This window comes from Kribbella sp. VKM Ac-2568 (assembly GCF_004345365.1).
GTDB lineage: Bacteria > Actinomycetota > Actinomycetes > Propionibacteriales > Kribbellaceae > Kribbella > Kribbella orskensis.
This window is the reverse complement of record NZ_SLVF01000007.1, coordinates 366,310-392,043: the sequence shown is the minus strand read 5'-3', so window position 1 is coordinate 392,043 and position 25,734 is coordinate 366,310. Positions and strand designations below refer to the sequence as shown.

The window sequence follows — 25,734 nt, the reverse complement described above, 5'->3', positions numbered from 1 at the left end:
GGGAGAGTCAAGTGGCGAGCGGTGACAGGTATCGGTTTGGCGACGGAGTATGTCTGGGTATATATACATGGCTATATCGTTGTCTACATGAAGACGATGATCGATCTCAATGACGAGGCGTTGGCGCTCGCGGCGAAGGAGTTGGGAACTGTGACGAAGAAGGACACGGTGAACGCCGCCTTGGAGTTCGTCGCCAGAAGACGCGAACGTATCGAGGCCCTGCTCGACGACCCGTTCGCCTTGGGGGTCGGGCCTGACATCGCCGATTCGGACATCATGCGGGAGGCTCGCCGTTGAGCACGGTGACCGGTGTGGGCAAGCTCTATCTGGTTGATACGTCGGCGCAGGCTCGCAGTCGGCATCCGGCCGTGCGAACCGTGATCGCCGGTCTGATCGTGGATCGTGCGGCCGCAACGTGCGTCACCGTCGATCTCGAAGCCGGTTACTCAGGCCGGGATCTTGAGGACCTACGGACGATCGCCGCCCGGAGGAAGGCGTTGTACACGGTGCTTCCGGTCACTGAGGCCATCGCCGATCGGGCCCGTGAAGTCCAGCTTCGGATGGCGGCGCGGGGGCATCATCGCGCGGCCGGAGTGGTGGATTTGCTGACCGCCGCCGTCGCAGAGGAACACGATGCGGTGATCCTGCACTACGACGCCGATTTCGAGCACATCGCCGCAACCACGGGGCAGCCGCATCTCTGGGTGGCGCCGCGCGGGACTCTGGACTGATTCGCCGACGTCAGGCGTCGGAGAGGCGGGCGATGGTGGCGCTGGCTCGGCGGACGATGGGGACCGGCCCTTCGGGGAGGACGTCGCCGATGAAGGTGTAGTGGCGCAGTACCTCGGGGTCGACGTCGCCCGGGCGGTGACGGCTGTGGTCGCGGACCCAGTCGATGATGTCGCCCCAGCCCGGCGCCGCCAGGGATCCGCCGAAGTGCTGGACGGACAGGCCGGCACACAGGTTGCCGAACGCGAGCCGGTGAGCCAACGGCCAGCCACGCAGCGTCCCCAGTACAAGGGAGGCAAGGAAGACGTCGCCCGCACCGGTTGGGTCGTACGAGCGAACGGGCAGGGCCGGGATGTACTCCTCCTCGCCCGTCTCGGAGTCGATCGCGAGGACACCGTCAGACCCATTGGTCACGACGGCCAGCGGGACCCGCTCGGCCAGTTTGTGCAAGGCGGCCTTGGGGGAGTCGGTCCGGGTATAGGCCATCGCCTCGCCCGCGTTCGGGGTGAAGGCGTGGAAGCCGTCGAGGACGTCGAGCACCGCGGGGGACCAGACGTCCGTCGGGTCCCAGCCGACATCGCCGAACAGCAGCGCGCCGGACTGGCGCGCCTCGGCGGTCCAGCTCGGCAGTTCCTCCGCGACCGGCACGATCGCGGATCTGGTCTTCAGGCCGGGCCCGACCAGCTTGCTCGGATCGCCCGGCGCCTCGTGGGCGTGGGTGACCATCGCGCGGTCCCGGTCGATCGACATCGACACGGTGACCGGGGAGTGCCAGTGCCCGATCCGGCGCGAGTGGGACAGGTCGACCTTCTCCTGGTCGGCGAGCGTGCGCCAGCAGAAGTCGGCGTACACGTCGTCGCCGAAGACGGCGGCCAGGCCGCTGCGCAGGCCGAGGCGGCTCGCGGCGATGGCGAAGTTGGCGACACCGCCCGGGCAGGAGCCCATGCCCTCGGCGAAGATCTCGGTACCGGTGGTCGGAGCGGACTCCAGGCCGGTCAGCACGATGTCGAGGAACACGGTCCCCTGCACGAACACGTCGTAGCAGGGCTCGTCGTCCTTCACGGTGACACTGCCCCCTCTGGTTGTGTCTCGACGATGACTTGTCGGTGGCTGGTGGTGTGCTGTCCTTCGTAGCATCATCGACCGGCCACCACCATGGATTTGGGAGGACCTTGATGAGTTCTGAGGCGTGTCCGTGATCCCTACCTGGATCTCGGTGATCGGCGTCGTGGTCACCGTGCTGAGCCCGCTCCTCGCCTTGGGAGGCGTCGCGCTGGGCGCCTACCTGACCCGCAAGTCCGACCGCGAGCTGGATACCTGGCGGCACCGCGAGGAGACGATGCGGATGGTCCGCTGGGCCGTCGAGCAGATCCTGGACGGCGACGAGGCCGGGACTGACGCCGGGGTGGTGACGCTGCGCTCACTGATGAGATCGGAACTGTTGCAGCCCGAGGACTACGACCTGGTCGCCGCGCTGACGGCCGCTGTAGCGATCGACCGGGTCGGGCAGGCCGCGTACGCTGATATCGCGGAAGAAGATGCCGATGTGGTCGAGGGAGACAATGCCGATGGCTGAGAAGAAGACCGTCAAGGTCTCCCGCCAGGCGGTCGAGCTGGCCAGGTTGCACGTGGAAGCCGCCCGCAAGGCCGGCCGCAAACCCGACGCCGGCGTCGCCCGGATAGCCGGCGCCCGCCCCGAGAACGGCAACGGCCCGACTCCGGCCCCGGCCTGATCTGCTACTCCAGCCACTGCTGCGAGCTTGCTCGCGTACTCAGCCAGTGACTGCCTGTGCCGTGCCCGCCCACCTCAGCCGGCGCAGCGCAGTACGGCTATAGGACAGTGACGCCCGAGCCGGGACGCCTGCTCGGACCACGCCCGGGAAGCCCCTACACTGATCGACGGCCGCTCCGGTGGCGTACGGTGCCTTGGTGGCTACCTGTGCGCTGCTCCCTGTTCCCGACCACGGCCGGAAGCTCCCGTGATCCGCTTCGAGAATGTTTCCAAGACCTTCGAGGGTCAGTCCAAGGCTGCCCTGCTGAACGTCAACGTCGAGATCGAGAAAGGCGAGTTCGTCTTCCTGGTCGGCACCTCCGGGTCCGGCAAGTCGACGTTCCTTCGTCTCGTCCTGCGTGAGCACCGGAGCTCCAAGGGCCACATCATGGTGGCCGGCAAGGACCTGAACCGGCTGGCCAGCTGGCGGATCCCGCAGATGCGCCGCCAGATCGGCACCGTCTTCCAGGACTTCCGGCTGCTGCCGAACAAGACCGTCGCGGAGAACGTCGCGTTCGCGCTGCAGGTGATCGGCAAGCCGCGCTCGCACATCCGCAAGACCGTGCCCGAGGTGCTCGAGCTGGTCGGCCTGGACGGCAAGGAGGATCGGCTGCCGGACGAGCTGTCCGGTGGTGAGCAGCAGCGGGTGGCGATCGCCCGCGCGTTCGTGAACCGGCCGATGATCCTGATCGCGGACGAGCCGACCGGAAACCTGGACCCCGGCACCTCGGTCGGCATCATGAAGCTGCTGGACCGGATCAACCGCACCGGGACGACCGTGGTGATGGCCACCCACGACGTCTCGATCGTGGACCAGATGCGCAAGCGCGTGATCGAGCTGGAGAACGGCCATGTCGTCCGCGACGAGTCGCGTGGCGTCTACGGCTACCAGCACTGAGACCCACGACGATACGGAACTGACTCTCCTATGCGACTCAACTACATCCTCTCCGACCTGGGCATCGGCCTGAAGCGGAACCTCTCGATGACGATCGCGGTCGTCGTCACCATCTGGGTCTCGCTGTCGCTGTTCGGCAGCGCCCTGCTCGCCCGCGAGCAGGTGGACCTGATGAAGGGGAACTGGTACGACAAGATCCAGATCTCGATCTTCCTCTGCACCAAGGACTCCGGCGGCCGCGGCTGCTCGGGCGCCGAGGTGACCACGGAGCAGAAGAACCGGATCAAGCAGGTGATCGAGTCGAACCCGGACACCGCGCCGGAAGGCGTGTTCGGCGAGTCCAAGAAGGAAGCCTTCGACCAGTTCAAGAAGCTCTACAAGGACTCCCCGATCGTCAGCACGGTGACCGAGGACCAGATGCAGGAGTCCTACCGGGTCAAGCTGAAGGATCCACAGCGCTACCAGAACCTGATCAGCGCGGTCGTGGGTCTACCGGGGGTCGATACGGTCCAGGACCTCAGACAGTATCTGGATCCACTCTTCAACGCGCTGAACAAGCTGAGATGGGGAGCGCTGCTGGCCGCCGGGTTGCTGCTGGTCGCCGCGCTGATGCAGATCTCCAACACGATCCGGCTGGCTGCCTATGCCCGGAGACGGGAGATAGGCATCATGCGCCTGGTGGGCGCCTCGAACTTCTACATCCAGCTGCCATTCCTGCTGGAAGCGATATTGGCGGCCCTGATCGGCGCGGTCCTTGCCTGCGGCACCCTCTGGCTCGGGGTGTACTTCCTGGTGAAGAAGCAGGCGGAGGAGACGTTCCGGGTCTGGCAGTGGGTCGGCGCCTCCGAGACGCTGCGGGCCACCCTGATCATGGTGGTCGTCGGTCTGGTGCTCGCGGTGATCCCGACATTCCTGACAACGCGGAAATACCTCAAAGTCTGACCCGGGTGACTTATCGTGCAGTAGCACGACAACTCAATCCATAGCAAGGGGTCGACTGTGGTCCCGCACTTCCCCGGTGCGAACCCGCTCAGGCGGGGGAGCATCAAGCGAGACGACAGCATCGGCACCACCGAACTACCGAACCGACGGACACTCAGGCAACGCCTGGGCGGGCCTGCCGGTCGGCCGACGATGGTCGCCGCTTGCTGCGTTGTCCTGTCCATGTCCGCCGGAGTCCTGGCGGTGGTCCCGTCTGCCCAGGCGGTGCCACCGGATCCAGCAGCGAAGAAGAAACAGCTCGACTCGCAGATCCAGGAGTCGCGCGCCGACCTGCACGAGTCGTACGACCAGCTCGCCAAGTCCACCGCCTCGTACACTCTCGCCGAGACGCAGTACAAGGCCGTCCAGGTCCGGTACGCCGCGGCGCAGGGCCGGCTGGCGGCCGCGAAGGCCGCCGATGTGGTTGCCGCGAGCAAGTTGAAGGCCGCCGAGGAGGCGCTGCAGACCGCGTTGTCCGACGTGGACGCCGGTGAGCAGGTGATCCTGGAGCAGAAGCACGTGGCCGGCCGCGCGGCGCAGTCGGCGTACCAGCAGCAGAACAGCCTGGTCGGGCTGTCGATCGTGCTGAACGGCGCGTCGCCGGCCGACGTCGCCACCGGCGTGCAGGTCCAGCGCAACGTGTTCGGCATCCAGGGCAACACGATCACCAAGCTCAACAATGCCCAGGCCCAGCTCGCGAACAAGCGCGCCAAGGTCTCCCAGGCGGAGAAGATCGTCGCCGCTCAGCGGGCCGAGGCCGCCCGGACCGTTCAGCAGGTCACCGCGCTCACGCTGCAGGTGGCCAAGGACAAGGCCGAGGCCGCGAAGCTGGCTCAGGCACGACTGGTCGCGTACAAGGCCGCCGAGAAGGACAAGAACAGCGAGTTGGCGCAGTACAACGCGCTGGTCGCCGAGCGGAACCGGGTGCAGGCGATCCTGGTCGCCCGGGCCAAGGCCGAGAAGGCTGCGGCCGCCCGGCGCAAGGCCGCGGCGGAGGCCAGGGAGCGCGCGAAGGCGAAGAAGGAGCACCGGCCGCCGCGCGACGTACCGGACGACCCGGGCAGCTCCTCAGGGCTGAGCTACCCGATCAACACCTACATCACCTCGCCGTACGGGATGCGGTTCCACCCGGTGCTGCACTACTGGAAGCTGCACGACGGCACCGACTTCGGCGCCGGCTGCGGTACGCCGATCCACGCCGCCGCGAGCGGGGTCATCACGGACCGCTACTACAACGGCGGCTACGGCAACCGGCTGTTCCTGTCGAACGGGGTGATCAACGGCTCGTCGATCACCACGGTCTACAACCACCTGTCGCGGTACAAGGTGCGCGTCGGTCAGCGGGTCAAGAAGGGCCAGGTGATCGGCTACGTCGGCACCACCGGCTACTCGACCGGTTGCCACCTGCACTTCATGGTCTACCAGGACGGACGGGTGGTTAACCCGATGAAGTGGTTGTGAGTTGTCTGGGATACTGGTCGGATGGTGAAACAGACCGGCCAGAAGCCGATCGCGCAGAATCGTAAGGCGCGACACGACTACCACATCGACGACGTGGTGGAAGCCGGACTCGTGCTGACCGGGACCGAGGTGAAGTCCCTGCGGCTGGGTCGGGCCTCCCTCGTCGACGCTTTCGCGTCCGTGCGGGGCAACGAGCTGTGGCTGCAGAACCTGCACATCCCGGAGTACACGCACGGCACCTGGACCAACCACGAGCCCCGGCGTACCCGCAAGCTGCTCCTGCACAAGGACGAGATGCAGAAGCTGATCAAGGCCGTCGAGCAGCAGGGCGTCAGCCTCATCCCGCTGTCGCTGTACTTCAAGGACGGCTACGCCAAGGTCGAGCTCGCCACCGGGCGCGGCAAGAAGGACTACGACAAGCGGCACGCCCTGGCCGAGCGCCAGGCGAACCGCGAGGCCCAGCGAGCACTGAGCGACCGCAGGAAGGGCTAGGGGTCTCCCCAGGGGTGGTTCCGGGCGTCACCCGATGGGTTGCGGGGTGGTCCGGCGTCAGGCTGGGGGCATGTCCACTTCAGAGCTGCTGGTGACGCCGGCCCAACGGGACCGAGCGGTCGAGATCCTGCAAGAGATGTACGCCGACGGCCGGGTCGAGCGTGTCGAGTTCGACACCCGCCTGGAACTGGCGCTCAAGGCCCGCACCCGGGCCGAGCTGAACGGCACCTTCGACGGACTGGTGGCGCGCCCCGTCCCGACGTACGTGCCGGCGGCCTTCACCCGACCCGCCCCGGTCAAGCGGTACGACAGCCAGGGCCGCGGCCTCGGCACGATCGCCCACTGGCTCGGGTATCCCACCTTCTTCGTCGGCCCGGCGCTGATCGTGGCCACCGCCGGCAAGGAGAACCCTGCGGTCCGCAAGCACGCGGTAGAGGCGTTGAACTTCCAGTTGAGCGCGTTGGCCGTCTTCGCCCTCCTAGGCGTGGTCACCGGCGTCACCGAAGGTTTCACCGGCTTCCTCTTCCCCCTGGTAGGCCTCGTCTGGTTCGTCCTCACCGGCATCGGCGGTCTGGCCACCCTCCTCGGCTCCAACTTCCGCTACCCCTTCACCCTCCGCCTGATCAAGTGACCCACGGTGACGGGAATCTGTGGTGCGGCAGCCTTGTTGGACTTGATAGTGTGGACCTTCCGCGGTCAGTCAGAGCGCTACCGGACCACGGGAGATTGACAACTCAACAGGGGGTGAACGGTTTCGACTTTGGACGTACGTTCCAAGAGAAGCGGGCCGAGGATCCAGGGTTATCTCGTTAACGATCTCTGGAAAACAATAACTGCCAACGCTAAAGCGCGCAGTAGCTTCGCTCTCGCCGCCTGACGGCCTGAGCTAAAAGAAGCGGTCAGCCCGGGGTTGCTTCCGACCCGGTTCCTGGCCTCAGCTAGGAAGCTTGCTTCGTTAACCCGGTCGCGGGGTTAACGCGGGACATTTACAGCGACTGAGTCTGTCGGCAACGTGTCTGTACGAGTGCTGGGACTGAGAAAACGACACAACAGACTGCGCCCGGAGAAGTCTTGGATCGACGCTGAAGGACGCGGGTTCGATTCCCGCCACCTCCACCCCTGAAAAGTTGGACGAAGCCCCGGCAGCCCAAAGCTGCCGGGGCTTCGTCATGTCTGTGGTCGGGGCGATCTGAACGCTGCCGGATACGAGGTGTAACGGATGAAGCCTCTTCAGCGATAGGCGGATGACAAGTCCAGGGATGGATCGGGTTGGATTGCGCTTGTCGCGACTGTCAGGGAACGGGGGAACATCGTGACGGCGGCCATGTGCCCCTCTCGACTTCAGGAAGTTGATTGGCGAGGTGTCGTAGCACTTCATCACGCGGGGCACCAACCTCAAGCTGCGAGTCGAGATTGGCGAACAGGCACTCGGCTGGCTCTCAGAGGACGATGTCCCTTGCGAGAACGGCCGCGCGCTGAAGCTCGATCATGCGGGCTTCGAGGAGAGGCAATGAGCGACTCTGGTCAGCCGGAGTTTTCGTCTTCTGCGGCCCTGGCCAGTCACCTGTCCATCGCGCGCCGCACAATGGCAATTGTGGTTTGCGGGACTTCGAGGGGAACTGAACGCAGATGTCGCTGGTCTACCGCTCTGTCTTCAACGACTCTGACGGTCGCATCGCAACCGCGCTCCGCCCGGAGTTCGAGCGGTGGTTGGATTCGAAGGCTCTGCGCCTGCCGAAGTCGGGACTTTCACAGCGAGGGTCCGCCCTCGAATCCGACGATGGTGCCATCGCGTGGGCAACAGAGCTCGACACGCAATTGCCGAACGGCGACAGAATCTACCGCGTGCGCCTGATCGAGGAGACGGCGGACGCACGCTGGATCACGACCGCAGCTGCGATCCGGCCAGCCGGCGACGCTACCTCGGTCGAACTTAGTCCTGCCCGGATTTGGGTGGATCTCGAACATGAGCCTGTCCGGAGAGCCAATCCCGTGCGGCCTGGGAGCCCTCGACTCGTCCGCGAGCTCCTGGCGGCAGGGGAAGGGTATGACGGACCGGTTCCCCTGACTGCTGAAGACTGGACTCTGCAGCAGAGCCACGTCGCGGAGATTGCGTCCTATATTTCGTCGCCGCACCGATCTGTTCCGGTCATCGTGTTCGCGCACGACGGGCAAGATGCCTACGACCAGCCGCACCTGACACGGCGTCTTGCGCGCGATGTGGCCGGTGTGGCCGCGGTCTTCAGGCTCGCCGACGCCTCGGCCACTGAGCAGCTCGCGAACAGCTTGCCCGAGGGCTATGCCGTTTATGGCGGGGCAATGCGTACCTATCTCCCCGGGGCGATATCCGACCCCGCCGATGTGGCGTCGCGGCACCGGATCCTTGGTCGGACTTCGCTCGTAGCCCTCGGCAGCAGGGCATTTCCTGCCGTGAAGGACCAGATTCTCGAGCTCTCGACGCGGCGCCCCGCACCCGTGGCGCTCCGATCCGCCCAGTCGGTCGCGGCACCTTCGGAACGAGTCCGACGGTCTGTCTCCGCCACCGCAGCCGCCGGTATCGGCCGCACCTGGCTGAACGAGCGGCTGGATCGGATGCGGCGAGCTCTGAGAAACCACCGCGGCAATGACCTTGCACCTGCGTCGACGTTGAGCCTAGACGACCTAGAGGCATTCGACGTAGTTCTGGATGAGCTGGTGTCTAGCCTTGCTACGCAGGCTCCAGCTGTGCACGACCTGGTGCCGGTGGCTGAGGTCGAACTCCGTCGCCAGCTGGTGCGGGAAACTGAGGAACGCGAGGCGCTTGAACAGCTACTCAACGAAGCGCAGGAGAACATCGAGGACCGCGCTTTGCTGGTTAGCCAGCTAACAACGGCCTACGACGATCTCACCATTGAGGCAACTGAGGCGAGAGAAGAGGTTGATAGCCTCGATCGCCGCGTCCGTTGGCTGGAACGACGCGTACGTGACCTCGGCGACCCGGGTGTGGGCACCGATGAAGAACTCCCGACCGCTCCATCTTCCGTGGCTGAGGTTGTGGCACTCGCAAGGCAGCATCTCAGCGCAATCCACGTAGGAGAGATCGAAGAAGACGCCGCTGAACTCGATCTGCACGGCGGTGCCCAGCTGTACGCGATCAAGAGCTGGGCTGCGCTTTGCGCCCTGGATGCGTATGCCCAGGCCAGGAGCGCCGGCATGTTCCACAACTCCTTCTACGCGTGGTGCCAGGAGCCCCCGCCGGGCCAGCCCGCGATATCAGCAACGGCCGTTGCCATGGTCGAGAGTGAGTCGGTGGAGTCGTCGTCCGACCTCCGCAACGCCCGTACATTCGCAGTGCCGACACAGGTCGCTGTGACCGGCCGCAAGTACATGCCGGCTCATGTGAAGGTGGTACGCCGAGGAGCGCCGGCACCACGCCTGCATTTTTATGACGACGCGGCTGGCACGGGGAAGGTGTACGTCGGCTACCTAGGTGCCCACCTGCCGACCGCTCGATTCTAATGACGCGTTGCCGATGAATAGATCAAACAGGTTTCGATCTTGGGAGGGGATACGGGATGGCTAGCGTTGCCGAGCTCGAGGAAGAGCAGACCTACTTTGACAGGGCGGCTGAGGCACGAGAGCGAACTAGGCAGACGCTCTCTTCAGCCTCAGCCGCTGCTGCTGGCTCGCGTGCTGCCGCCTCGGCCGTCAATCGGGGCGCAAAGTCGCTGCTAGACAATGTGGCAGACGCTGATGAAGCCGTCTCGTTCGCCATGTTCGAGGACGAGTCGGGTGAGAGGCTCTACCTTGGCAAGCACGCGATCAGTGACGCCGAGCGGAATAAGCTCGTGATCAATTGGCAGGCAGACGCTGCCTCCCGCTATTTCCAGGCATCGTATGAAGACTCCTGCGGCGTCCTTCGGCGACGCAAGTTCGTGACAGAGCGAAATAAGGTCATCGACTTCGATGAGGTCCTGTTCGCCGAGTTGGCAAAGGCCGTCGAGGACATCACCGAGGCGGATCGAAACGGCATCGACGACTCCGTCCTTCGAGACCTTGAGCAGGACCGCACCGGCGAGATGCGCGATATCGTCCAAACGATTCATGCAGCTCAGTACAAGCTCATCCGCTCGCCGCTTGACCAGCTTCTCGTTATCCAGGGCGGACCTGGAACCGGGAAGACAGCGGTGGCGTTGCACCGCGTGTCATGGCTGCTCTTCAACCATCGGCAGAGCCTGGCAGCCGACGATGTGCTCGTGATCGGCCCGAACCCTACGTTCACCCGCTATATACGGGCGGTCCTGCCCGGTCTGGGCGATGCCGAAGCCGTCCACCGGGACCTGCGTTCTCTAGGGCCGATCTCATCGAACTCGCGACCCGAAGATGTTGACGTACAGCGTCTCAAGGGCAGCGGGAGGATGGCGGCGCTGCTCGAGACTGCCCTGCAGCAGCGCGTACGGTTTCCAGCGGGCGTCGAGATCATCGAGGTTGGGCCGCCTACACGTCCAACCCGGCTGGGGGCTGCTGATGTCGAAGGACAGCTGCGCAGGTTCCTCCAGAACGCCCCTACCTACGCGGCCGGCCGCAATGGATTCAGAAGCTGGCTCGCGGGTGAGGTGACGAGTGAAGCCAGTCCCGCGCAGGTCGACGCAGCCGTCGAGCGCGTGTGGCCGTCCCTCACCCCCCAACTGTTTCTGCGAGATCTACTTGGATCCCGAGAGCGCCTTGTGGCGGCCGCTGGTGACCAGTTCACGGCAGGTGACGTTAGTCGTCTCCTGAGGCAGCCAGCTGGACGTCTGAGCGAAGAGACTTGGAGCGATGCCGACATCGCACTTGTCGATGAAGCCGCCTTCTTGATCAACGGCCGCGGCCACACCTACCGACACGTTGTCATCGACGAGGCGCAGGACCTGTCACCGATGCAGCTTAGATCCGCGCGGCGGCGGTCACGGAATGGATCGATGACGATCGTCGGTGACGTCGCCCAGTCGACTGGACCTTGGGCAAGGGATACGTGGGACGAAGTTGTCGAAGCGCTTCAGCAGGATTTCCCGACCACCGTTGAGGAACTGACACTTGGGTATCGCGTTCCCCTGCAGATCTACGAGCTTGCCGCTCGTCTTCTCCCGGAGGCGGCGCCGTCCATCACGCCGCCTCGCATCGTCAGATCCGGACCCGCAGACCCCACCCTGATCCAATGTGAGGACGATCAGCGGATCCCTCACGCGCTGGACGCTGCACGGGACTACGCAGGACGGGGATTGTTCGTCGGGCTCGTCGTGGCTGATTCGATGCGTCAGTTCCTCGTCGAGGAACTTCGGAAGGCGGGCATCGCCTGGAGCGACGCGAGCAAAGGCGATCTGAGCAAATCGATCAACGTGCTGTCTGCCGAGGAGGCCAAGGGCCTTGAGTTCGACGCCGTGGTCTTGATCGAACCCGAGGCGATCGTCGCCGAATCCGACAGCGGCTTGCGGCTGCTTTACGTGGCGCTTACGCGCTCCACGCGGTACCTCACGGTGACGTACACGGGACGTTTGCTTCCCAGCAAGCTCGACGCGTCCGCCATTACGATGGAAGAGCAGGCGGCCATTCGGGCTGACATCGCTGTCCGTTCCACAGAGGATGAAGCGACCTCATTGGCGAGTCCAGTCGAGATCGAGATGACGCCCGCCGCTGGTGCTGCATCTATGGTGGCAAGTCGAGGTCCCCGGGCAGCCTCAGCACCGGACTCTCTGTTCGAGATCGCTGTCGTCCCCAGTACCGATGCGACGCTGTCACAGACAAGGCATGTATCAAGCCCGACTAGGTCCGTAGACATGGCATCATCCAATGCTCCGGTCGTCGCCGACCTCGGTCGTCTTGTCGCGGACACTGTCGCTTCGTCCATTGCCGCGAGCATTCGCGAGAACGTGCCAGTCGCAAGGTGGGCTTACGTCGTCGATAGGGTGCGTCGAGAACTCGAAGTCAGCAGCGACGATCTTCTGGATCTGCTGACCGACTAGTAGCGATGCTCAGTGAGCTCGCGACCGGCACTCGACGGATCAGCAGTAGTCCATCGATCGGCAGGAGGAGAGATATGCAACCCGACTCAACGACTCAGGGCGATCTGAGCGACGAGTCCGGCTTTTCTGACGACGTGACAGCGCCCGAAAGCCGTGCAGACGAGGTCGAGGATCTCGGCGATCTTCGCAGCATTGCCGAGGACATCTTCCGGACCTGGTACGGAGGCACGGAGATCGAATGGGCCGAATACGCATGGGCATGTCTCGGCAGTGCAGGACTGACTCGGTTTGACACCGAAATTGAGCGGGCCCGCGTCGTGTGCCGACTTCTGGCGTTGGCCGCCCTTGCTCGCGAGTTCTATGCGCGTGCATATGGGGAAGGCTATCCCGGTGAGCATCCGTTCTCTGAAGACGATGTCCTCGGGCCTTATCCACGCATCGATCCATTTGTGCTGGGACAACTAGCGGAGAGGGATGGGGTCGACACGGACATCGAGTTCGGGTACGACTTTGAGGAAGGCGTCGCAGGATATGCGCTCCGCGAGATCGTCCGCGCCCAGTGCCGAACTGTCGCCCAGACTCTCACGTCCAGATGGGGATCCGCTCTGTCGTTCGCCTCGCTTTGGGCGTCCGCCAATGACGACACCAAGTACCCCCTTGCCGATGACGTCGTTCGAGACATCGTCAACGTCGACATCACGAACATGAAGATGGACGGGTGGCACTGGATAGAGGAAGGGATGCCCGTCGGCTGAGCGTCACCCTTGGTTCACCGTTGAGCACCCCAGCGCAGGTGCCTCGAGGAGTGGTCTCACTGGCGGAGGCAGGAGCGGGGCCGAGCCCAGCCACCTGCACCTCTTGGAAGTCGAACAAAGTCCCGGCAGCCCGCAAACCGCCGGGACTTTGTCATACCCAGTGCTAGTTCAAAGTCATTCTCGGTTCGCCGTTGGTTAGGCCTGGACCGGTGATCGCGCAGGCGCCGCCGCGGTTGGCGGTGTAGGACTGGCGGACGCAAGAGCGTAGGGCTAGTTGGGCCCAGTAGTTGGGGTGTAGGGATTCTTGGATGTAGTAGTTGGAGCCGATGGTGGTTACCGTGCGGATTTGGTTGATCCATTCGGTTTTGTCTACCGCAGCGGGGGCGGTCCAGGAGGAGAGGCCTACCTCTTCGTAGAGGCCTACGGCTTTTTCGCAGAGGCGGCGGCCGTTGAAGGTGGATTGGAGTTCCAGGAGGCGGGTGTTCGAGAGGCCTGATTGGGTGATGGCGGCTCGGACGGTGTTGTTGATGGTGGCCAGGGCGGTGGTGTTGGCCCAGTCGGCGTCCGCGTTCCAGAAGCCGCAGCCGCCGATGTTCTGGCGGGTGTAGCCGGTCTGGCCGTAGCGAAAGCCGCTCGCCGGCGGGATCGGGGACGGGTACGTCTGCACCAGCAGGTTCCACGCGTTGTCCGCGTAGCCCGCGTTGCGCATCGCCGTCCGGATGTTCTGGAACGAGGTCGCGATCCGGCCCCGTACTGCGGTGACGTTGGCCGAGGTGAAGTTCGCGACCACCGACGAGTCGTCCTTGCAGTAGTCCGGGAACCACGAGGGCGACAGCAGGAAGTCCGTCACGCACGACGTCACGATCGAGGCGAAGTTGAAGTCGTTGCCGCCGATCGAGGCGACCACCAGGTTCACGTTGTGGGTCGAGGCGAACTGCTGCAGCATCCTCGCCTGGCCGAGGTGGCCCGCGCCGTCGTCGTAGAAGTCGAGTCCGGGTTTGAAGGTGTCCCCGGTCGTGGTGTTCGTACGGGCGCCGGAGCACGCGAGGTTCAGCCCGCCGACGCCGCCGCCGATGAACGCCTCGGCGGATCTGCTGCGGTGGCACTTGGCGATCGTCTCCGCGGTGCCGGCCGCGTTGTCGTGGTACGCGTGGGCGCCGAGCGCGTCCGCGGGTGCCTCGGAGTTGTTCGAGCTGCCCGCCCAGCGGCCGGCCTCACCCGAGATGTAGGAGTCCCCGACGGTCACGACGTACGGCGTACCGGAGCCGGGGCCGTCCGCGTGGGCGGCGGGGGTGGTGACGACCAGGCTCCCGGCCGTCAGGACGAGAGTGGTGATGGTCAAGGACAAACGACGACTTCGCGGACTGAGCACCGGAAGGCCTCCTCGCCGAAGGTCGGTGACCACTTGGACCCCGTGGTGGTCACCGTGCAGCGAGAATGTACTCCTGAGTAACGTCGAAGGATAGACCGAGAGTGCTGGCACGTATGCGCCCTGTCACCACCGTGTCACTCGGTCGACGGATACCGCAGCGACCACCAGTCGCTCCACCGCTTGTCAGTCCCGGCAAGAGCGGCATCGTCCACCCCATAGAACGTGAGCACGGCCATCGCCGCACCGTTCGGCTTCTTCTCGCCGGCGCCGACGTGGCTCAGCACGAGCAGCCCGTCGCCCCACTGGTCGACCGTCAGCCCCACCTGGTTGTCCGACCGGAACCACACCCGCCCGGTCGCCCGCTCGCCGACCAGGTCCACCTCGTACTCCGAGCCGACCGCCGCGGTGATCCCCAGTTGCTCGGCCGGACCCGTACTGCGGTCGCCCGCGCCCGAGTAGAACAACGTCCGGCGGGGTTCACCGGGATGCCGTTCGAGAGCGAAGCGGAGTTGCTGGACGAAGGTGATCCAGCCCTCGGTGATGTCGTCGTAGTACGCGTCCCACTCGGGGTCGTCGCCGTGCGGTGCGCGCGTCAACGTGATCCTCGAACCACCTTCGGCAGGCTCCACCACGAACCGGTCGCCGCCGTGGATCTCCAGCATCCGGCTCTCGCTCTCCCCGGCGTCCTCTGTGTACCCGGTGAAGAAGATCAGGTCGATCTCGGCGTCCAGCCCCTCGTACTCCCACCCGTGCCAGTGCCGGATCTTCTCCTTGTCGCGGAGCGCGTCCCAGACCGCCTCGACGGGCGCGGCCACCGTCACCACGATCACCGGGGTCTCGTCACTCATGACTTCCCTCCTTCTGTACTGCGGGGTGCCGGGTGGCCGCCGGCGATCACCCGGTACGGGCGTCCGCCTTCGGCGTCGAAGGCCTCGATGGTCTGCCGGACGGCTTCGGTCAGCGCGTCCGTGAAGCGGTGCACATCGCCCGGCTCGGTGAATCGCACCTCGGCTTCGAGCGTGAAGGTCAGCAGTCGCTTGCCGGCGGCATCGGCCTTGTTCTGCATCCGGGCCACGTCGCGAACGGTGCCAGCGGCAACTTCCACCAGGTGCTCGGCCGCGTACTGGTCGCCGATCCGGCTGAAGGTGCGCCCCATCACGGACGGGTCCACGACAAACGAGCCGGAGGTCGCACGCAGGATCCGCTCGACACATCCCCGCCGCTGCCGCTCCTCGACCAACTCCACCAGCCCGGCCTTCTCGAGTTCGCGCAGGTGGTAGTTCACTCGCTGCCGCGGCAGTTCGAGGGCAGCCGCCAACTGAGTTCCCGAGGCAGGCTCCTGGAGCAGATCAAGCAGCTTCCGCCGCAACGGCGACAGCGCAGCCCGCACCTTCTCCGGCTCCTCCAGCAACTTCATGCCCACAGACTCGTATTGACAGTTTCATTTGTCAATAAGCCAGACCGGAGCTGCAGCACTGACCAATACGGTCTCCGACCGGGCGCTCACGCTCGGCGCGACCGGTGGCGGGAGGTTGGTGAGTGGTGGCGGTCCGGGAGTGAGAGAGCATGGGCGGCATGTCTGTTGAGGGGCCGCAGTTGCCGGTGGGGACTCAGGTTGTACTGCGGGTGGCGCGGACGGATGGCGCGGGTGGGACTGCGCAGCGCGGGGCTACCGGGCGGGTCAGTGGCGTCACCCCGGACGGGCGGTACGCCGTGAGGTTGGTCGATGGGCGGGACGCCACGGCTCAGCGGGATCAGCTCAGTCTGCGTACGGCGTACCAGGACGACGCTGTCGCCGTGGATCAACCCGATGGGGACAAGATGGTCCGAGAGCACACGATCTACGCGGCGGTGGTCGGGTCGCGGGCGTTCGGATTGGACACCGACGCCTCCGACACGGACACGCGTGGGGTGTACGTCGCGCCGACCGAGGCGTTCTGGTCGCTTGCCAAACCGCCGACTCACGTGGACGGGCCGGAGGATGAGTGGTTCTCCTGGGAGGTCGAGCGGTTCTGCGAGCTCGCGCTGAAGGCGAACCCGAACCTGCTCGAGGTGCTCCACTCGCCGCTAGTGGTCCGCCAGACCCCGCTCGGCGAGGAGCTCGTCGGACTCCGCGAGGTGTTCCTGTCGCAGCTCGCCTACCAGACGTACTCCGGCTACGTGCTGAGCCAGTTCAAGAAGCTCGAGGCGGACTTCCGGCGGGACGGGGCGCCGAAGTGGAAGCACGTCATGCACCTGATCCGGTTGTTGCTTGCAGCCCGTACTTTGCTGCGCGAGGGCCGGCTGGTCGTCGACGTCGGCCCGCATCGCGACAGGTTGCTCGCGGTCAAGGCCGGGGCCGTCGAATGGGAAGAAGTGGAACGCTGGCGGCTCGGCCTGCACGAGGAGCTCGACGAGGCGTTGCGGAAAACCGTGCTGCCGGCCACGCCCGATGTCGGTAGGGTCGACGCCTGGCTCAGATCGGTCCGGCGGAGGAGCATCGGTGACGCGTGACATGCGGCAGCTCGACTACGACGAGCTGCGCGGCGTCATCGCCGACCAGCCCTATATGTTGCTCTTCGCAACGGTCTCCGGCGCTCACCTGTACGGCTTCCCGAGCAGGGACTCCGACATCGACCTGCGCGGGGTGCATGTGTTGCCCGCCGAGGAGGTCGTCGGGTTGACCACTGGACCGGAGACGCTCGACCGCACCTGGTTCCAGAACGAGGCCGAGGTCGATCTCGTCACCCACGACCCGGCCAAGTTCGCCCGGCTGATGCTGCGGCGCAACGGCTACGTGCTGGAGCAGGTGTTGTCGCCGCTCGTCGTCGCCACGACCCCGGAGCATGAGGAACTCGTCGCTCTGGCGCCGGGCTGCCTGACGAAGTGGCACGCGCATCACTACCGCGGGTTCGCGAGCACTCAGTGGACGCTGTTCGGGAAGTCGGGCGAGCTGAAGCCCCTGCTCTACACGTTCCGGGTGCTGCTCACCGGCATCCACCTGATGCGCGCGGGCGAAGTACAGGCTGATCTGCGCGAACTGCAGACGATCGTCGCCGAGGCGCCGGGGTATCTGGGGGAGTTGATGGCGGCCAAGGCGGAGGCTGAGCATGGGCCGCTGACCGGGCCGCTGACCGGGCCGTCCAGGGACCTGCTCGAGCGGGATGTGGTCGCGCTCCAGGCAGCACTCGACCAGGCCGAGACCGACTCGAAGCTGGCGGACCGGCCGACTGCTGACGCCGCCCTTCACAACCTCCTCGCACGGACGCGGCTGCGCTCAGCCTGAGCATTCCCGCGAGGACGCGGCTGCGCTCAGCCTGAGCATTCCCGCGAGGACGCGGCTCTGCTCAGGCTGAGCCGTCCCGCGAGGTGACCGGATAGCGGTCAATCGGTGGCCGGCTCTGCGCTGAGCGTGGCCGCATCAGGCGCGCCCTGTGCAGCGGGGGAGGCACCCTCTAAGGTATTTACTTAACTGCGTGAAGCTATTGACACCTGCCGTGATTGGGTAAATAGTTTCGTCCTGAAACAATCAGAAAGCAGAGTGAATCAACAGTGTCGAACATCAAGGTGCTGCAGCTCCGCTCGGCGGGTGTCAGCCTGGTCCTGGACTGCTCCGGTCCTGCCCTTCCGTCCGTCCTGCACTGGGGTGCGGACCTGGGAGCCATGGACGAGGCCGCGCTGGCCGATCTCCGCCGGGGCGCCGGCGCGGTCCAGGCCGGCAACGGGCTCGACGACAACCTGCCGGTCGCGATCATCCCCGAGTACTCCGCCGGCTGGTTCGGCCTGCCCGGGCTCAACGGGCACCGCGACGGCCACGACTTCTCCGCGTCGTTCCAGCTGACCGCTGTCGAGCAGACCGGGAACACGGTCCAGGTCCAGGCGTCGGACCAGCAGGCTGGTCTGAAGGTCGACCTCACCATCGAGCTGACGGATTCCGGCCTGATCCGGACGAAGGCCGAGCTCACGAACACCGGCGATTCGGCGTACACGGTCGACGGGCTGGTGCTCGCGCTGCCGGTGCCGACCGAGGCGACCGAACTGCTCGACATGACCGGCCGGCACATCGGCGAGCGCGTCCCGCAGCGGCACGCGTTCACCCAGGGCGCGCACATCCGCGACAACCGCCGCGGCCGCACCGGCGCCGACGCCACTCTGCTGCTGATCGCCGGCACCCGCGGCTTCGACTTCGGCTCCGGCGAGATCTGGGCCGTCCACACCGCCTGGAGCGGCAACCACCGCTCGTACGCCGAACGCGGCATGAGCGGGTACGCCGTGATCGGCGGCGGCGAGCTCCTCCTCCCCGGCGAGGGCCGTCTCGAAGCGCAAGGCTCCTATGCCACCCCCTGGATCTACGGCTCGTACGGCGTTGGCCTCGACCGGGTGTCGACGCGATTCCACGAGTACCTGCGGGCGCGGGAGACGCACCCGAAGACCGACCGCCCGGTGGTGCTGAACACCTGGGAGGCCGTGTACTTCGACCTGGACCTCGACAAGCTGAAGGCACTCGCCGACGCGGCCGCCGAGGTGGGAGCCGAGCGCTTCGTGCTCGACGACGGCTGGTTCCGCGGCCGCCGCGACGACCACGCCGGGCTCGGCGACTGGTACGTCGACGAGGGGATCTGGCCGAAGGGGCTGCACCCATTGGTGAACCATGTCACCGGGCTGGGGCTGCAGTTCGGCCTCTGGGTCGAGCCGGAGATGGTCAACCCCGACTCCGACCTGGCCCGTGAGCACCCGGACTGGATCCTTGCCACCGGCAACCGGATGCCGCCGACCGCACGCCACCAGCAGGGGCTCAACCTGGGCATCCCCGAGGCCTACGAATACCTGCTGGAGCGGCTGGACAGTCTGCTGAACGAGTACGACATCTCCTACCTCAAGTGGGACCACAACCGCGACTTCGTTGACGGGGGCAACCAGCAGACCGGCACCGCCGGGATCCACGAGCAGACGCTGGGCGTGTACCGGCTGCTCGACGAGCTCAAACGCCGCCACCCCGGCCTGGAGATCGAGTCCTGCTCGTCCGGTGGGGCTCGCGTCGACCTCGGCATCCTGGAGCGGACCGACCGGGTCTGGGGCAGCGACAGCAACGACGCCCTGGAGCGGCAGAAGATCCAGCGCTGGACCCAGATGCTGCTGCCGCCGGAGCTGATCGGCTGCCACGTCGGCCCACCGAAGGCGCACACCACGGGCCGGACCCAGAGCCTGGCGTTCCGGGCGACGACCGCGTTGTTCGGCCACTTCGGCATCGAGTGGGACATCAGCGCGGCGACTCCTGAGGAGCGCGCCGAGCTGGCAGGGTGGGTCGCGCTGCACAAGGAACTCCGGCCGCTGCTGCACACCGGCCGGGTGGTCCGGGCCGACCGTGGTTCGGACGACTTCCTGCTGCACGGCGTCGTCGCGCAGGACGGATCCCGCGCCGTCTACTCCGCCGTACAGATGGCCCAGTCGGTCACCTCCGATGTCGGCCGCGTCCGGCTGCCCGGGCTCGACCCGAACCGGACGTATCGGGTGAGCAAGGTCGCCACCCCCGGCCCGGAGCCGCGCAACTCGGCGCCGTGGTGGGTCGACGGCGGCCGGGTGGAGCTCAACGGCGCAGCCCTCGCCGCGGTCGGCTTACAGGTGCCGACGCAGTGGCCCGAAAACGCGATCCTGCTGGAAGTTCAGGCCATCGACGTCAACCAGATCCTGTCCGCAAACTCCTAGCTCGCGCTGCTGTAGCGGCGGCCGGCGACGCGCCAGTGCACGACGGTGAGCGTGAAGCCGGCCGCCAGCAGCAGAATCGCCAGGGAGATCGCGGCGGTGGAACCAGTCAGAACGCCGGTTGGCACGGCCGCGATCAGCCCGGCCGGGACGATCGTCGCCAGGATCAGCTGGACCGTTTTCGGGAAGTAGGCGAGGGGATACTTGCCTGCTTCCCGGAGTTGCTGGGCGACCTCGTTGACGGGTTCCGCGCTGTCGACCCAGAAGGCGAGGTACGCGAGGTTCGCCCAGAGTAGGCTGAAGCCGACGAAGCCGATCGCCATCCAGAGCAGGGCAACGAGCAGCAGACCGGGGCTCGGCGAGAGGTGAGCCGCATGGGCGCCCGCAACCGCTAGCCCGAGTCCCGTGACGACCCGGCCGAGCTCTGCCGGCTCCATCCACCTCAGCGTCGCGTAGAGCTGGGCATTCACCGGACGGATCAGGATCAGGTCGAGCTCGCCGCGGCGGACGTAGCCGTCGATCCGGCGGACATTCGGCGCCACGAAGCAGTCCATCAGCCCGGTGCAAGCGCCGTACAGGCCGACCACTACCAGGGTCAGTGGTCCGTTCCAGCCGACGGCCGTGGCCGAGACGTCGGCGAGGATCAGGACCGGGATGACGCCCAGGATGAGCTCGGTCGTCGACGAGACCGCGGTGATGATCGTCTGACTGCGGAACTGCAGATCCCGCCTGATCGCCTGCACGAAGCAGCTCCACCACAGGCGCGCGAACCTCCTCATGCGCCGGCTCCCTGGTAGTTGCGCAGACCGATCCGCCAGATCACGACGGCCGCCCCGAGGAAGGTCGTGAACCAGCCGACGGCCAGGAGGTAGCTTTCATCGGATGGCCTGCCCAGCAGCACTTCCAGCGGAAAGGACACCATGAAGCGGAACGGCTGTGCGGTCAGGAACCCGGAGAACGCGGCGGGGAAGAGCGCGAGGGGAATCAGTGCCCCGGATAACGTTCTGGCGAGCAGTTGCCGCAGCCTGTCGATCGCGGAGACATCCTCGAACCAGAAGGCCAGCGAGCCGATCACCACATCGAGCGCGAAGGTCATTCCCGCGGCCATGAACAGAGCAACCAGGAAGGCGATCCACCGCAGACCGGGCGGCGGCAGGGCGACCTTGTCGCGGAAGAGGAGGCCGAGGGCGACCGCCAGCGGAGCGAGCAACGTCAGCTTCATCAGCTTCTCGGCCACGTTGTTGGCCAGGCCGTTGACGTGGGTCGAGCACGGCCGGACGAGCCAGGAGTTCAGCTCGCCCAACCGGATGCCGGCGGCAAGGAAACCCGAGGTCCAGCTGGAGGTGAGCATGGAGACGAGGCTGACCAGCACGAGGTAGGTGGTGAGGAAGGACTCGGAGACCGGTGGCGTCGCCCCTTGCGCGATGGCTCCGCGCCAGACGAGCAAGGAGATCGCCGGCGCGATGATGTTGCTGAGCTGCATCATGGCCAGCCACCAGCGGTAGTGCAGGACCAGGGAGATCTCCCGGGCGACCAGGACCCGCAGTACGCGAAGGATCCTCAGCTTGGGGGCGGCGGTCATGAACCCGCCGTGAAGAGATTCGACATCACCTGGTCGAGATCCGCCTCGCCGCCGGCGTCCGCGTGGCCGCGCAGGGCGGTGAGATCGCCGTCGAAGATGGTCACGCCGTGGTTGATCACGACGACGCGTTCGCAGAGTGCGGCCACGTCGTTCATGTCGTGGCTGGTGAGCACGATCGTGGTACCGAGGTCGCGGTTCAGCTCGGCGAGGAACCTGCGGACGCTGAGCTTGGCGACCACGTCGAGACCGACGGTCGGCTCGTCGGCGAACAGCAGTTCCGGGCCGTGCAACAACGCCAGCACCAACTCGCACCGCATCCGCTGTCCGAGCGACAGTTTCCGGACCGGGACGTGCAGGATGTCCTGGATCCCCAACCGTTCGGCGAGATCGTCGACGCTGCGGTCGAACCGCGGCTTGGGGATGGCATACATCTCCCGATGGATCACCAGCGAGTCGTACGTCGAGACGTCCCACCAGAGCATCGACTTCTGGCCGAACACGACCGAGATCCGGGACAGGAAGTCGAAGCCGCGGCGGGACGGTCGATGGCCGAGAACCTCGAGCTCGCCTTCCGTCGGCCGCAGTAGGCCGCAGAGCATCTTGATCGTGGTGGTCTTGCCCGCGCCGTTCGGACCGAGCAGGCCGATGATCTGGCCGCGCGGCACCGTCAACTCGAGGGCGTCGACCGCCAGGCGTTCCCGCCGGTCGGGGCGGAACACGCCCTTCAGCGCACCGGTCAACCCGGGGCTCTGCTCGGTGTAGCGGTAGGTCTTGGTGAGTCCCTCGGCGCGGATCGCTGGTTCGCCGGATTTGGGCATGGGACGCCATCCGTTCCGCGACTCCACGCAGACTGGGGGAGCCGCCTCACTGGATAGCCGGAGTCTGCCGGCGGCCACACGGATCGGCGCGACCGTTGTCGACCCTAACCCGATCAGCGTTTCCGGATCATCCGATTTTCGCCCGCTGGGGGTTCGACCCTGGCCCGGTCCCTGGTACGGCATACCCCAGCGGGAGTACGTCGTACTGCGTCCAGGGGTGCAGGGTGCGTCGGCTGGAGTAGCCGAGGTGTAGCCGCCGAGGCGACGCGGTGAAGGGGTCCCGGAGGACACGATCGGTGCAGTCGGAAATCGCGAGCATCGAGGAGTGTCATGAACGAGGAGAGGCCGGGCGGAAGCATCCGCATTGGCGACCAGGAGAGGGAAGACGCGGTCAAGCGGCTCGGCGCTCACTACGAGGCCGGCCGGTTGAGCGCGGAGGAGCACCAGGAGCGCGTCGGCGAGGCGCTGCAGGCGAAGACCCAGGAGGACCTCGCGGGGTTGTTCGCGGATCTTCCCGGCGAGCGGCCGGCCGCTGAGGATCAGGCTGAGCAAGGCGCGCCGTGGGGTTGGACGCGGCCGCCGTGGACCGCGCCGCAGGACACGAACGCCGCACGTCAGGGCGGTCCCAGTCAGGGGCAGTGGAGCAGCGCCGGGCCGCCGTGGGCCGCGAAGGAGCCGTTCGGGACGATCCCGTTCCCGCTGTTGATCGCGCTCGCTGTGATCGGAGTACTGGCGTCGATCGGTTGTGTGGTCGGCGGTGGGCACCCGCCGGTGCTGCCGCTGCTGCTGATCGTGGCCGGCGTCGTGATCTACAAGAAGCGCAAGCAGGAGCGTCGGGCATGAGGGCGGTCTATCGGGTGCTCGCGTCCGCGATCGCGGTGGCGGTAGTGCTCCAGGTCGCGTCGATCGCGCTGGCCGGGTTCACCATCGCCAGCGACGCCGAGGACGGGACCACCATCGGCGCGGACTACAGCAACTTCGGGCAGAGCTTCCACAGCATCGCCGGTACGGCGATCGGGCTGCTCGCGCTGGTGTTCCTGATCGTGTCCTTCCTGACCGACGTACCGCGCGGCCGCACGCTGGCCGGGATCGTCGTCGGTCTGGTGGTCCTGCAGTTCCTGCTCGCGATCGTGTCGTTCGGAGTACCGGCGCTCGGCATCCTGCACGGCATCAACGGGCTCGCGATCGCCGGTGTGGCCGGCGCCGCGTCCCGACGGGCCGCCACCGTGGCCCAGCCCGCGACTAGTGGCTAGGTGGAAGGGGCGACTGGTCGCCCTCGGGGTGGCGCTGGCGGTGCTTGTACCGCTGGCCTACCTCTGGGCGACCAGCCTCGTCCCCGGCAACTACTCGGCGATGGACATGGGGTACGCCGACTACGGTGGCGGGCCGTCGTCCGCGGAGCACATGCACCATGGCGGGAAGAGCGTGGCGGATCTGGTGGGTCCGACCTCCAGTACGCCGGATGTCGCGGTGACGCTGACCGCTCGGAAGCAGAAGTTCACCCTCGCCAGCGGGGAATCGGTCGACGGGTTCACCCTGAACGGCAGTTCGCCGGGCCCGCTGATCCAGGCGCGTCAGGGTGACGTTGTCGAGGTGACCCTGGTGAACGAGTCCGTGCCGGACGGAGCCACCTTGCACTGGCACGGCATCGACGTACCGAACGCGGAGGACGGGGTCGCCGGGGTCACGCAGGACGCAGTACCGGTCGGAGGGAGGCACGTGTACCGATTCCGGGCGGAGCAGGTGGGGACGTATTGGTACCACTCGCACCAGGTGTCGAGCGAGGAGGTCCGCGGTGGTCTCTTCGGCACGATCGTGATCTCGCCGCGCGGTACTGCGGCCGGCAGTCGCGGGGCTGGTGCTCGTGAGGCCGGTGCTCACGAGGTGGTTGCCGCGATCCACACGTACGACGGCAAGCGGACCATCAACGGGCGCACCGGCACTCAGCGAGTGGATGCGCCTGCCGGGACGTCGGTCCGGGTGCGGGTGATCAACACGGACAACGCGATCGTCCGGACGGGGTTGGTCGGGGCGCCGTACAAGGTGATCGCGGTCGACGGGCGTGAGGTGCACGGGCCGACTCCTGTGACTGCTGGATATGCGTTGGCCGCTGGGGCTCGGGTGGATCTCGAGGCGGTCGTTCCTGCGCGGGGCGCCTTGCGGTTGGATGCTGGTTCTGCTGCTGTGTCGATGGCGATCGGACCGGCCGATGCTGAGGTGCCTGGGGACGCGCTGTGGTCGGAAACCGTTGATTTGTTGAGCTATGGGACTTCGGCGCCGCTGGGGTTGGACCCGGCGAAGGCGGACCGGTCCTTCGAGTACCGGATCGGCAGACGGCCGGGGTTCCTGGACGGCGTACCCGGGTTGTGGTGGACGATCAACGGCCACAAGTTCCCTGACGTGCCGATGTTCATGGTCGCCGAGGGAGACGTGGTGCGGATGAAGATCAGCAACACCAGCGGCCAGGCCCACCCCATGCACCTCCACGGCCACCACGCCGTCGTCCTCTCCCGCAACGGAGTGGCCGCCACGGGCTCACCGTGGTGGGTCGACACTCTCGAGGTAGGCGACGACGAAAGCTATGAAATAGCCTTCCTGGCCGACAACCCAGGCATCTGGATGGACCACTGCCACAACCTCCCCCACGCGTCTGAAGGGCTGATGACGCATCTGGCCTACGAAGGCGTCAGCACGCCGTACAAGATCGGCGGTGCCGTAGGCAACAAACCGGAGTGACTTGTCCTTCGGCCCGCATCGCGCCTCCTCCATCGGCCGCTCGACACCGCGACCAGGTGCCGAGCTGACTTTGTGCACCGCCTGAGCGGTCTGCGCACGGCAGGATGCTCGGAGCGTGCACAAGGTCCGGAACCGGGTACCGCCCTCAGCTGATACTTGCCAACGACAACAACTGTTGGCTGATGCGTTCGGCGCGGGCTCGGTTGAAGGCGGCTATGCGTTCGCAGGCGGCATCGATGGCGGCTCGCTGGGTGTCGTAGTAGCCGTACCAGAAGGGGTCGTCCGGTTGTGGGTCGAGGTGGTCGTCGATGTCGGCGTACCAGTCGCAGCCTGCTCGGAAGACTCTTGCGTGCAGGTGGATCTCCGTGCCCAGTGTGTTCATCGCCCGCATCCCCGTGAGGTGAGAAATCGTGCGTTGCCCACTTCCCATCATGAAACCGCCGGACGCCGATTTCGCGACCCGACACGCGGCTGGT

Annotated in this window: 26 protein-coding genes and 1 other RNA gene; 19 read left to right on the top strand and 8 right to left on the bottom strand. The window is 66.2% G+C overall.

Annotated features, from left to right (window positions below; translation table 11 throughout):
- Window positions 1-87 precede the first annotated feature (87 nt).
- Window positions 88-297: a type II toxin-antitoxin system VapB family antitoxin gene (locus EV648_RS22700; RefSeq protein ID WP_199234754.1), complete on the top strand. Its 210-nt coding sequence runs from the start codon at window positions 88-90 to the stop codon at window positions 295-297.
- Between the two features lie 5 nt (window positions 298-302).
- A complete protein-coding gene (locus tag EV648_RS22695; protein ID WP_132295561.1) occupies window positions 303-731 on the top strand; it encodes a PIN domain-containing protein in 429 nt (142 codons plus the stop codon).
- Window positions 732-741: 10 nt separating this feature from the next.
- On the opposite strand, the gene EV648_RS22690 is transcribed toward EV648_RS22695, so the two are convergent.
- Window positions 742-1,791 (bottom strand): carbohydrate kinase family protein, encoded by a 1,050-nt coding sequence (locus tag EV648_RS22690; RefSeq protein WP_132295151.1) that lies wholly within the window; start codon window positions 1,789-1,791, stop codon window positions 742-744.
- Between the two features lie 127 nt (window positions 1,792-1,918).
- Here EV648_RS22690 and EV648_RS22685 point away from each other — a divergent pair, with 127 nt between their 5' ends.
- From EV648_RS22685 to EV648_RS22640, 11 genes are all read left to right on the top strand, one after another.
- Window positions 1,919-2,305, top strand: a complete 387-nt coding sequence (locus tag EV648_RS22685; protein ID WP_132295148.1) for a hypothetical protein — start codon at window positions 1,919-1,921, stop codon at window positions 2,303-2,305.
- Window positions 2,298-2,462, top strand: a complete 165-nt coding sequence (locus tag EV648_RS42680) for a hypothetical protein (protein WP_158294049.1) — start codon at window positions 2,298-2,300, stop codon at window positions 2,460-2,462. The genes EV648_RS22685 and EV648_RS42680 overlap by 8 nt, the downstream gene beginning before the upstream one ends.
- Before the next feature lie 246 nt (window positions 2,463-2,708).
- On the top strand, window positions 2,709-3,398 hold the full coding sequence (gene ftsE / locus EV648_RS22680) for a cell division ATP-binding protein FtsE (protein WP_132187239.1): 690 nt from the start codon (window positions 2,709-2,711) through the stop codon (window positions 3,396-3,398).
- Window positions 3,399-3,428: 30 nt separating this feature from the next.
- On the top strand, window positions 3,429-4,340 hold the full coding sequence (gene ftsX, locus EV648_RS22675; RefSeq protein ID WP_132295145.1) for a permease-like cell division protein FtsX: 912 nt from the start codon (window positions 3,429-3,431) through the stop codon (window positions 4,338-4,340).
- Window positions 4,341-4,562: 222 nt separating this feature from the next.
- Complete coding sequence (locus tag EV648_RS22670; protein WP_241995490.1) at window positions 4,563-5,840, top strand: M23 family metallopeptidase; 1,278 nt, start codon at window positions 4,563-4,565, stop codon at window positions 5,838-5,840.
- Window positions 5,841-5,861: 21 nt separating this feature from the next.
- Window positions 5,862-6,332, top strand: a complete 471-nt coding sequence (gene smpB, locus EV648_RS22665; protein ID WP_132187242.1) for an SsrA-binding protein SmpB — start codon at window positions 5,862-5,864, stop codon at window positions 6,330-6,332.
- A 70-nt stretch (window positions 6,333-6,402) separates the two neighbouring features.
- Window positions 6,403-6,963, top strand: coding sequence for a DUF1707 and DUF4870 domain-containing protein (locus EV648_RS22660; protein WP_132187243.1), 561 nt, complete (start codon window positions 6,403-6,405; stop codon window positions 6,961-6,963).
- A gap of 109 nt (window positions 6,964-7,072) precedes the next feature.
- Window positions 7,073-7,451, top strand: a transfer-messenger RNA (tmRNA) gene (ssrA, locus tag EV648_RS22655).
- A gap of 510 nt (window positions 7,452-7,961) precedes the next feature.
- On the top strand, window positions 7,962-9,830 hold the full coding sequence (locus EV648_RS22650) for a hypothetical protein (RefSeq protein WP_132295139.1): 1,869 nt from the start codon (window positions 7,962-7,964) through the stop codon (window positions 9,828-9,830).
- A gap of 56 nt (window positions 9,831-9,886) precedes the next feature.
- Window positions 9,887-12,313: an ATP-binding domain-containing protein gene (locus EV648_RS22645; RefSeq protein ID WP_132295136.1), complete on the top strand. Its 2,427-nt coding sequence runs from the start codon at window positions 9,887-9,889 to the stop codon at window positions 12,311-12,313.
- Between the two features lie 74 nt (window positions 12,314-12,387).
- Window positions 12,388-13,068 (top strand): hypothetical protein, encoded by a 681-nt coding sequence (locus EV648_RS22640; RefSeq protein WP_132295133.1) that lies wholly within the window; start codon window positions 12,388-12,390, stop codon window positions 13,066-13,068.
- Window positions 13,069-13,231: 163 nt separating this feature from the next.
- On the opposite strand, the gene EV648_RS22635 is transcribed toward EV648_RS22640, so the two are convergent.
- The 3 genes from EV648_RS22635 to EV648_RS22625 form a co-directional block, all read right to left on the bottom strand.
- Window positions 13,232-14,410: a hypothetical protein gene (locus EV648_RS22635; RefSeq protein WP_132295130.1), complete on the bottom strand. Its 1,179-nt coding sequence runs from the start codon at window positions 14,408-14,410 to the stop codon at window positions 13,232-13,234.
- Between the two features lie 164 nt (window positions 14,411-14,574).
- Window positions 14,575-15,288, bottom strand: a complete 714-nt coding sequence (locus EV648_RS22630; RefSeq protein WP_132295127.1) for an SRPBCC domain-containing protein — start codon at window positions 15,286-15,288, stop codon at window positions 14,575-14,577.
- On the bottom strand, window positions 15,285-15,857 hold the full coding sequence (locus EV648_RS22625; RefSeq protein ID WP_132295124.1) for a winged helix-turn-helix domain-containing protein: 573 nt from the start codon (window positions 15,855-15,857) through the stop codon (window positions 15,285-15,287). Before EV648_RS22625 ends, EV648_RS22630 begins: the two co-directional genes overlap by 4 nt.
- Window positions 15,858-16,015: 158 nt before the next feature.
- On the opposite strand from EV648_RS22625, the gene EV648_RS22620 reads away from it, so the two are divergent.
- The 3 genes from EV648_RS22620 to EV648_RS22610 all read left to right on the top strand — a co-directional run bounded on the left by EV648_RS22620 (window position 16,016) and on the right by EV648_RS22610 (window position 20,125).
- Window positions 16,016-16,933, top strand: coding sequence for a DNA polymerase beta superfamily protein (locus EV648_RS22620; protein WP_132295121.1), 918 nt, complete (start codon window positions 16,016-16,018; stop codon window positions 16,931-16,933).
- Window positions 16,923-17,705 (top strand): DNA polymerase beta superfamily protein, encoded by a 783-nt coding sequence (locus tag EV648_RS22615; RefSeq protein WP_241995488.1) that lies wholly within the window; start codon window positions 16,923-16,925, stop codon window positions 17,703-17,705. The genes EV648_RS22620 and EV648_RS22615 overlap by 11 nt, the downstream gene beginning before the upstream one ends.
- 266 nt (window positions 17,706-17,971) lie before the next feature.
- The gene (locus EV648_RS22610) at window positions 17,972-20,125 is read left to right on the top strand and encodes an alpha-galactosidase (RefSeq protein ID WP_132295118.1); all 2,154 of its coding nucleotides are present in this window, start codon (window positions 17,972-17,974) and stop codon (window positions 20,123-20,125) included.
- On the opposite strand, the gene EV648_RS22605 is transcribed toward EV648_RS22610, so the two are convergent.
- From EV648_RS22605 to EV648_RS22595, 3 genes are read right to left on the bottom strand one after another with little or no spacing between them, the layout of a single operon-like run.
- A complete protein-coding gene (locus EV648_RS22605; protein WP_132295115.1) occupies window positions 20,122-20,901 on the bottom strand; it encodes an ABC transporter permease in 780 nt (259 codons plus the stop codon). The genes EV648_RS22610 and EV648_RS22605 overlap by 4 nt on opposite strands.
- On the bottom strand, window positions 20,898-21,704 hold the full coding sequence (locus tag EV648_RS22600) for an ABC-2 family transporter protein (protein WP_132295112.1): 807 nt from the start codon (window positions 21,702-21,704) through the stop codon (window positions 20,898-20,900). Before EV648_RS22600 ends, EV648_RS22605 begins: the two co-directional genes overlap by 4 nt.
- Window positions 21,701-22,522 carry an ATP-binding cassette domain-containing protein gene (locus EV648_RS22595; protein WP_132295109.1) on the bottom strand — a complete coding sequence of 274 codons (822 nt, stop codon included), beginning with the start codon at window positions 22,520-22,522 and terminating at the stop codon, window positions 21,701-21,703. Before EV648_RS22595 ends, EV648_RS22600 begins: the two co-directional genes overlap by 4 nt.
- A gap of 330 nt (window positions 22,523-22,852) precedes the next feature.
- Here EV648_RS22595 and EV648_RS22590 point away from each other — a divergent pair, with 330 nt between their 5' ends.
- Genes EV648_RS22590 through EV648_RS22580 form a run of 3 tightly spaced genes read left to right on the top strand, consistent with a single transcriptional unit; the run spans window position 22,853 to window position 25,258 of the window.
- Window positions 22,853-23,365, top strand: a complete 513-nt coding sequence (locus tag EV648_RS22590; RefSeq protein WP_132295106.1) for a DUF1707 domain-containing protein — start codon at window positions 22,853-22,855, stop codon at window positions 23,363-23,365.
- The gene (locus EV648_RS22585; RefSeq protein ID WP_132295103.1) at window positions 23,362-23,775 is read left to right on the top strand and encodes a hypothetical protein; all 414 of its coding nucleotides are present in this window, start codon (window positions 23,362-23,364) and stop codon (window positions 23,773-23,775) included. The genes EV648_RS22590 and EV648_RS22585 overlap by 4 nt, the downstream gene beginning before the upstream one ends.
- Entirely contained in the window at window positions 23,768-25,258 is a 1,491-nt protein-coding gene (locus tag EV648_RS22580) for a multicopper oxidase family protein (protein ID WP_241995485.1), read from the top strand. Before EV648_RS22585 ends, EV648_RS22580 begins: the two co-directional genes overlap by 8 nt.
- Before the next feature lie 145 nt (window positions 25,259-25,403).
- Here EV648_RS22580 and EV648_RS22575 read toward each other — a convergent pair whose 3' ends face one another.
- A complete protein-coding gene (locus tag EV648_RS22575; RefSeq protein ID WP_241995483.1) occupies window positions 25,404-25,640 on the bottom strand; it encodes a hypothetical protein in 237 nt (78 codons plus the stop codon).
- Between the last annotated feature and the right edge of the window lie 94 nt (window positions 25,641-25,734).

Bases quoted from the DNA above. Each gene is read 5' to 3' on its own strand.
- EV648_RS22700 (WP_199234754.1), top strand. From the start codon at position 88: ATGAAGACGATGATCGATCTCAATGACGAGGCGTTGGCGCTCGCGGCG.
- EV648_RS42680 (WP_158294049.1), top strand. From the start codon at position 2,298: ATGGCTGAGAAGAAGACCGTCAAGGTCTCCCGCCAGGCGGTCGAGCTG.
- ftsX (WP_132295145.1), top strand. From the start codon at position 3,429: ATGCGACTCAACTACATCCTCTCCGACCTGGGCATCGGCCTGAAGCGG.
- EV648_RS22670 (WP_241995490.1), top strand. From the start codon at position 4,563: ATGTCCGCCGGAGTCCTGGCGGTGGTCCCGTCTGCCCAGGCGGTGCCA.
- smpB (WP_132187242.1), top strand. From the start codon at position 5,862: ATGGTGAAACAGACCGGCCAGAAGCCGATCGCGCAGAATCGTAAGGCG.
- EV648_RS22660 (WP_132187243.1), top strand. From the start codon at position 6,403: ATGTCCACTTCAGAGCTGCTGGTGACGCCGGCCCAACGGGACCGAGCG.
- EV648_RS22650 (WP_132295139.1), top strand. From the start codon at position 7,962: ATGTCGCTGGTCTACCGCTCTGTCTTCAACGACTCTGACGGTCGCATC.
- EV648_RS22645 (WP_132295136.1), top strand. From the start codon at position 9,887: ATGGCTAGCGTTGCCGAGCTCGAGGAAGAGCAGACCTACTTTGACAGG.
- EV648_RS22640 (WP_132295133.1), top strand. From the start codon at position 12,388: ATGCAACCCGACTCAACGACTCAGGGCGATCTGAGCGACGAGTCCGGC.
- EV648_RS22630 (WP_132295127.1), bottom strand. From the start codon at position 15,288: ATGAGTGACGAGACCCCGGTGATCGTGGTGACGGTGGCCGCGCCCGTC.
- EV648_RS22625 (WP_132295124.1), bottom strand. From the start codon at position 15,857: ATGAAGTTGCTGGAGGAGCCGGAGAAGGTGCGGGCTGCGCTGTCGCCG.
- EV648_RS22620 (WP_132295121.1), top strand. From the start codon at position 16,016: ATGTCTGTTGAGGGGCCGCAGTTGCCGGTGGGGACTCAGGTTGTACTG.
- EV648_RS22605 (WP_132295115.1), bottom strand. From the start codon at position 20,901: ATGAGGAGGTTCGCGCGCCTGTGGTGGAGCTGCTTCGTGCAGGCGATC.
- EV648_RS22600 (WP_132295112.1), bottom strand. From the start codon at position 21,704: ATGACCGCCGCCCCCAAGCTGAGGATCCTTCGCGTACTGCGGGTCCTG.
- EV648_RS22595 (WP_132295109.1), bottom strand. From the start codon at position 22,522: ATGCCCAAATCCGGCGAACCAGCGATCCGCGCCGAGGGACTCACCAAG.
- EV648_RS22590 (WP_132295106.1), top strand. From the start codon at position 22,853: ATGAACGAGGAGAGGCCGGGCGGAAGCATCCGCATTGGCGACCAGGAG.
- EV648_RS22585 (WP_132295103.1), top strand. From the start codon at position 23,362: ATGAGGGCGGTCTATCGGGTGCTCGCGTCCGCGATCGCGGTGGCGGTA.
- EV648_RS22575 (WP_241995483.1), bottom strand. From the start codon at position 25,640: ATGAACACACTGGGCACGGAGATCCACCTGCACGCAAGAGTCTTCCGA.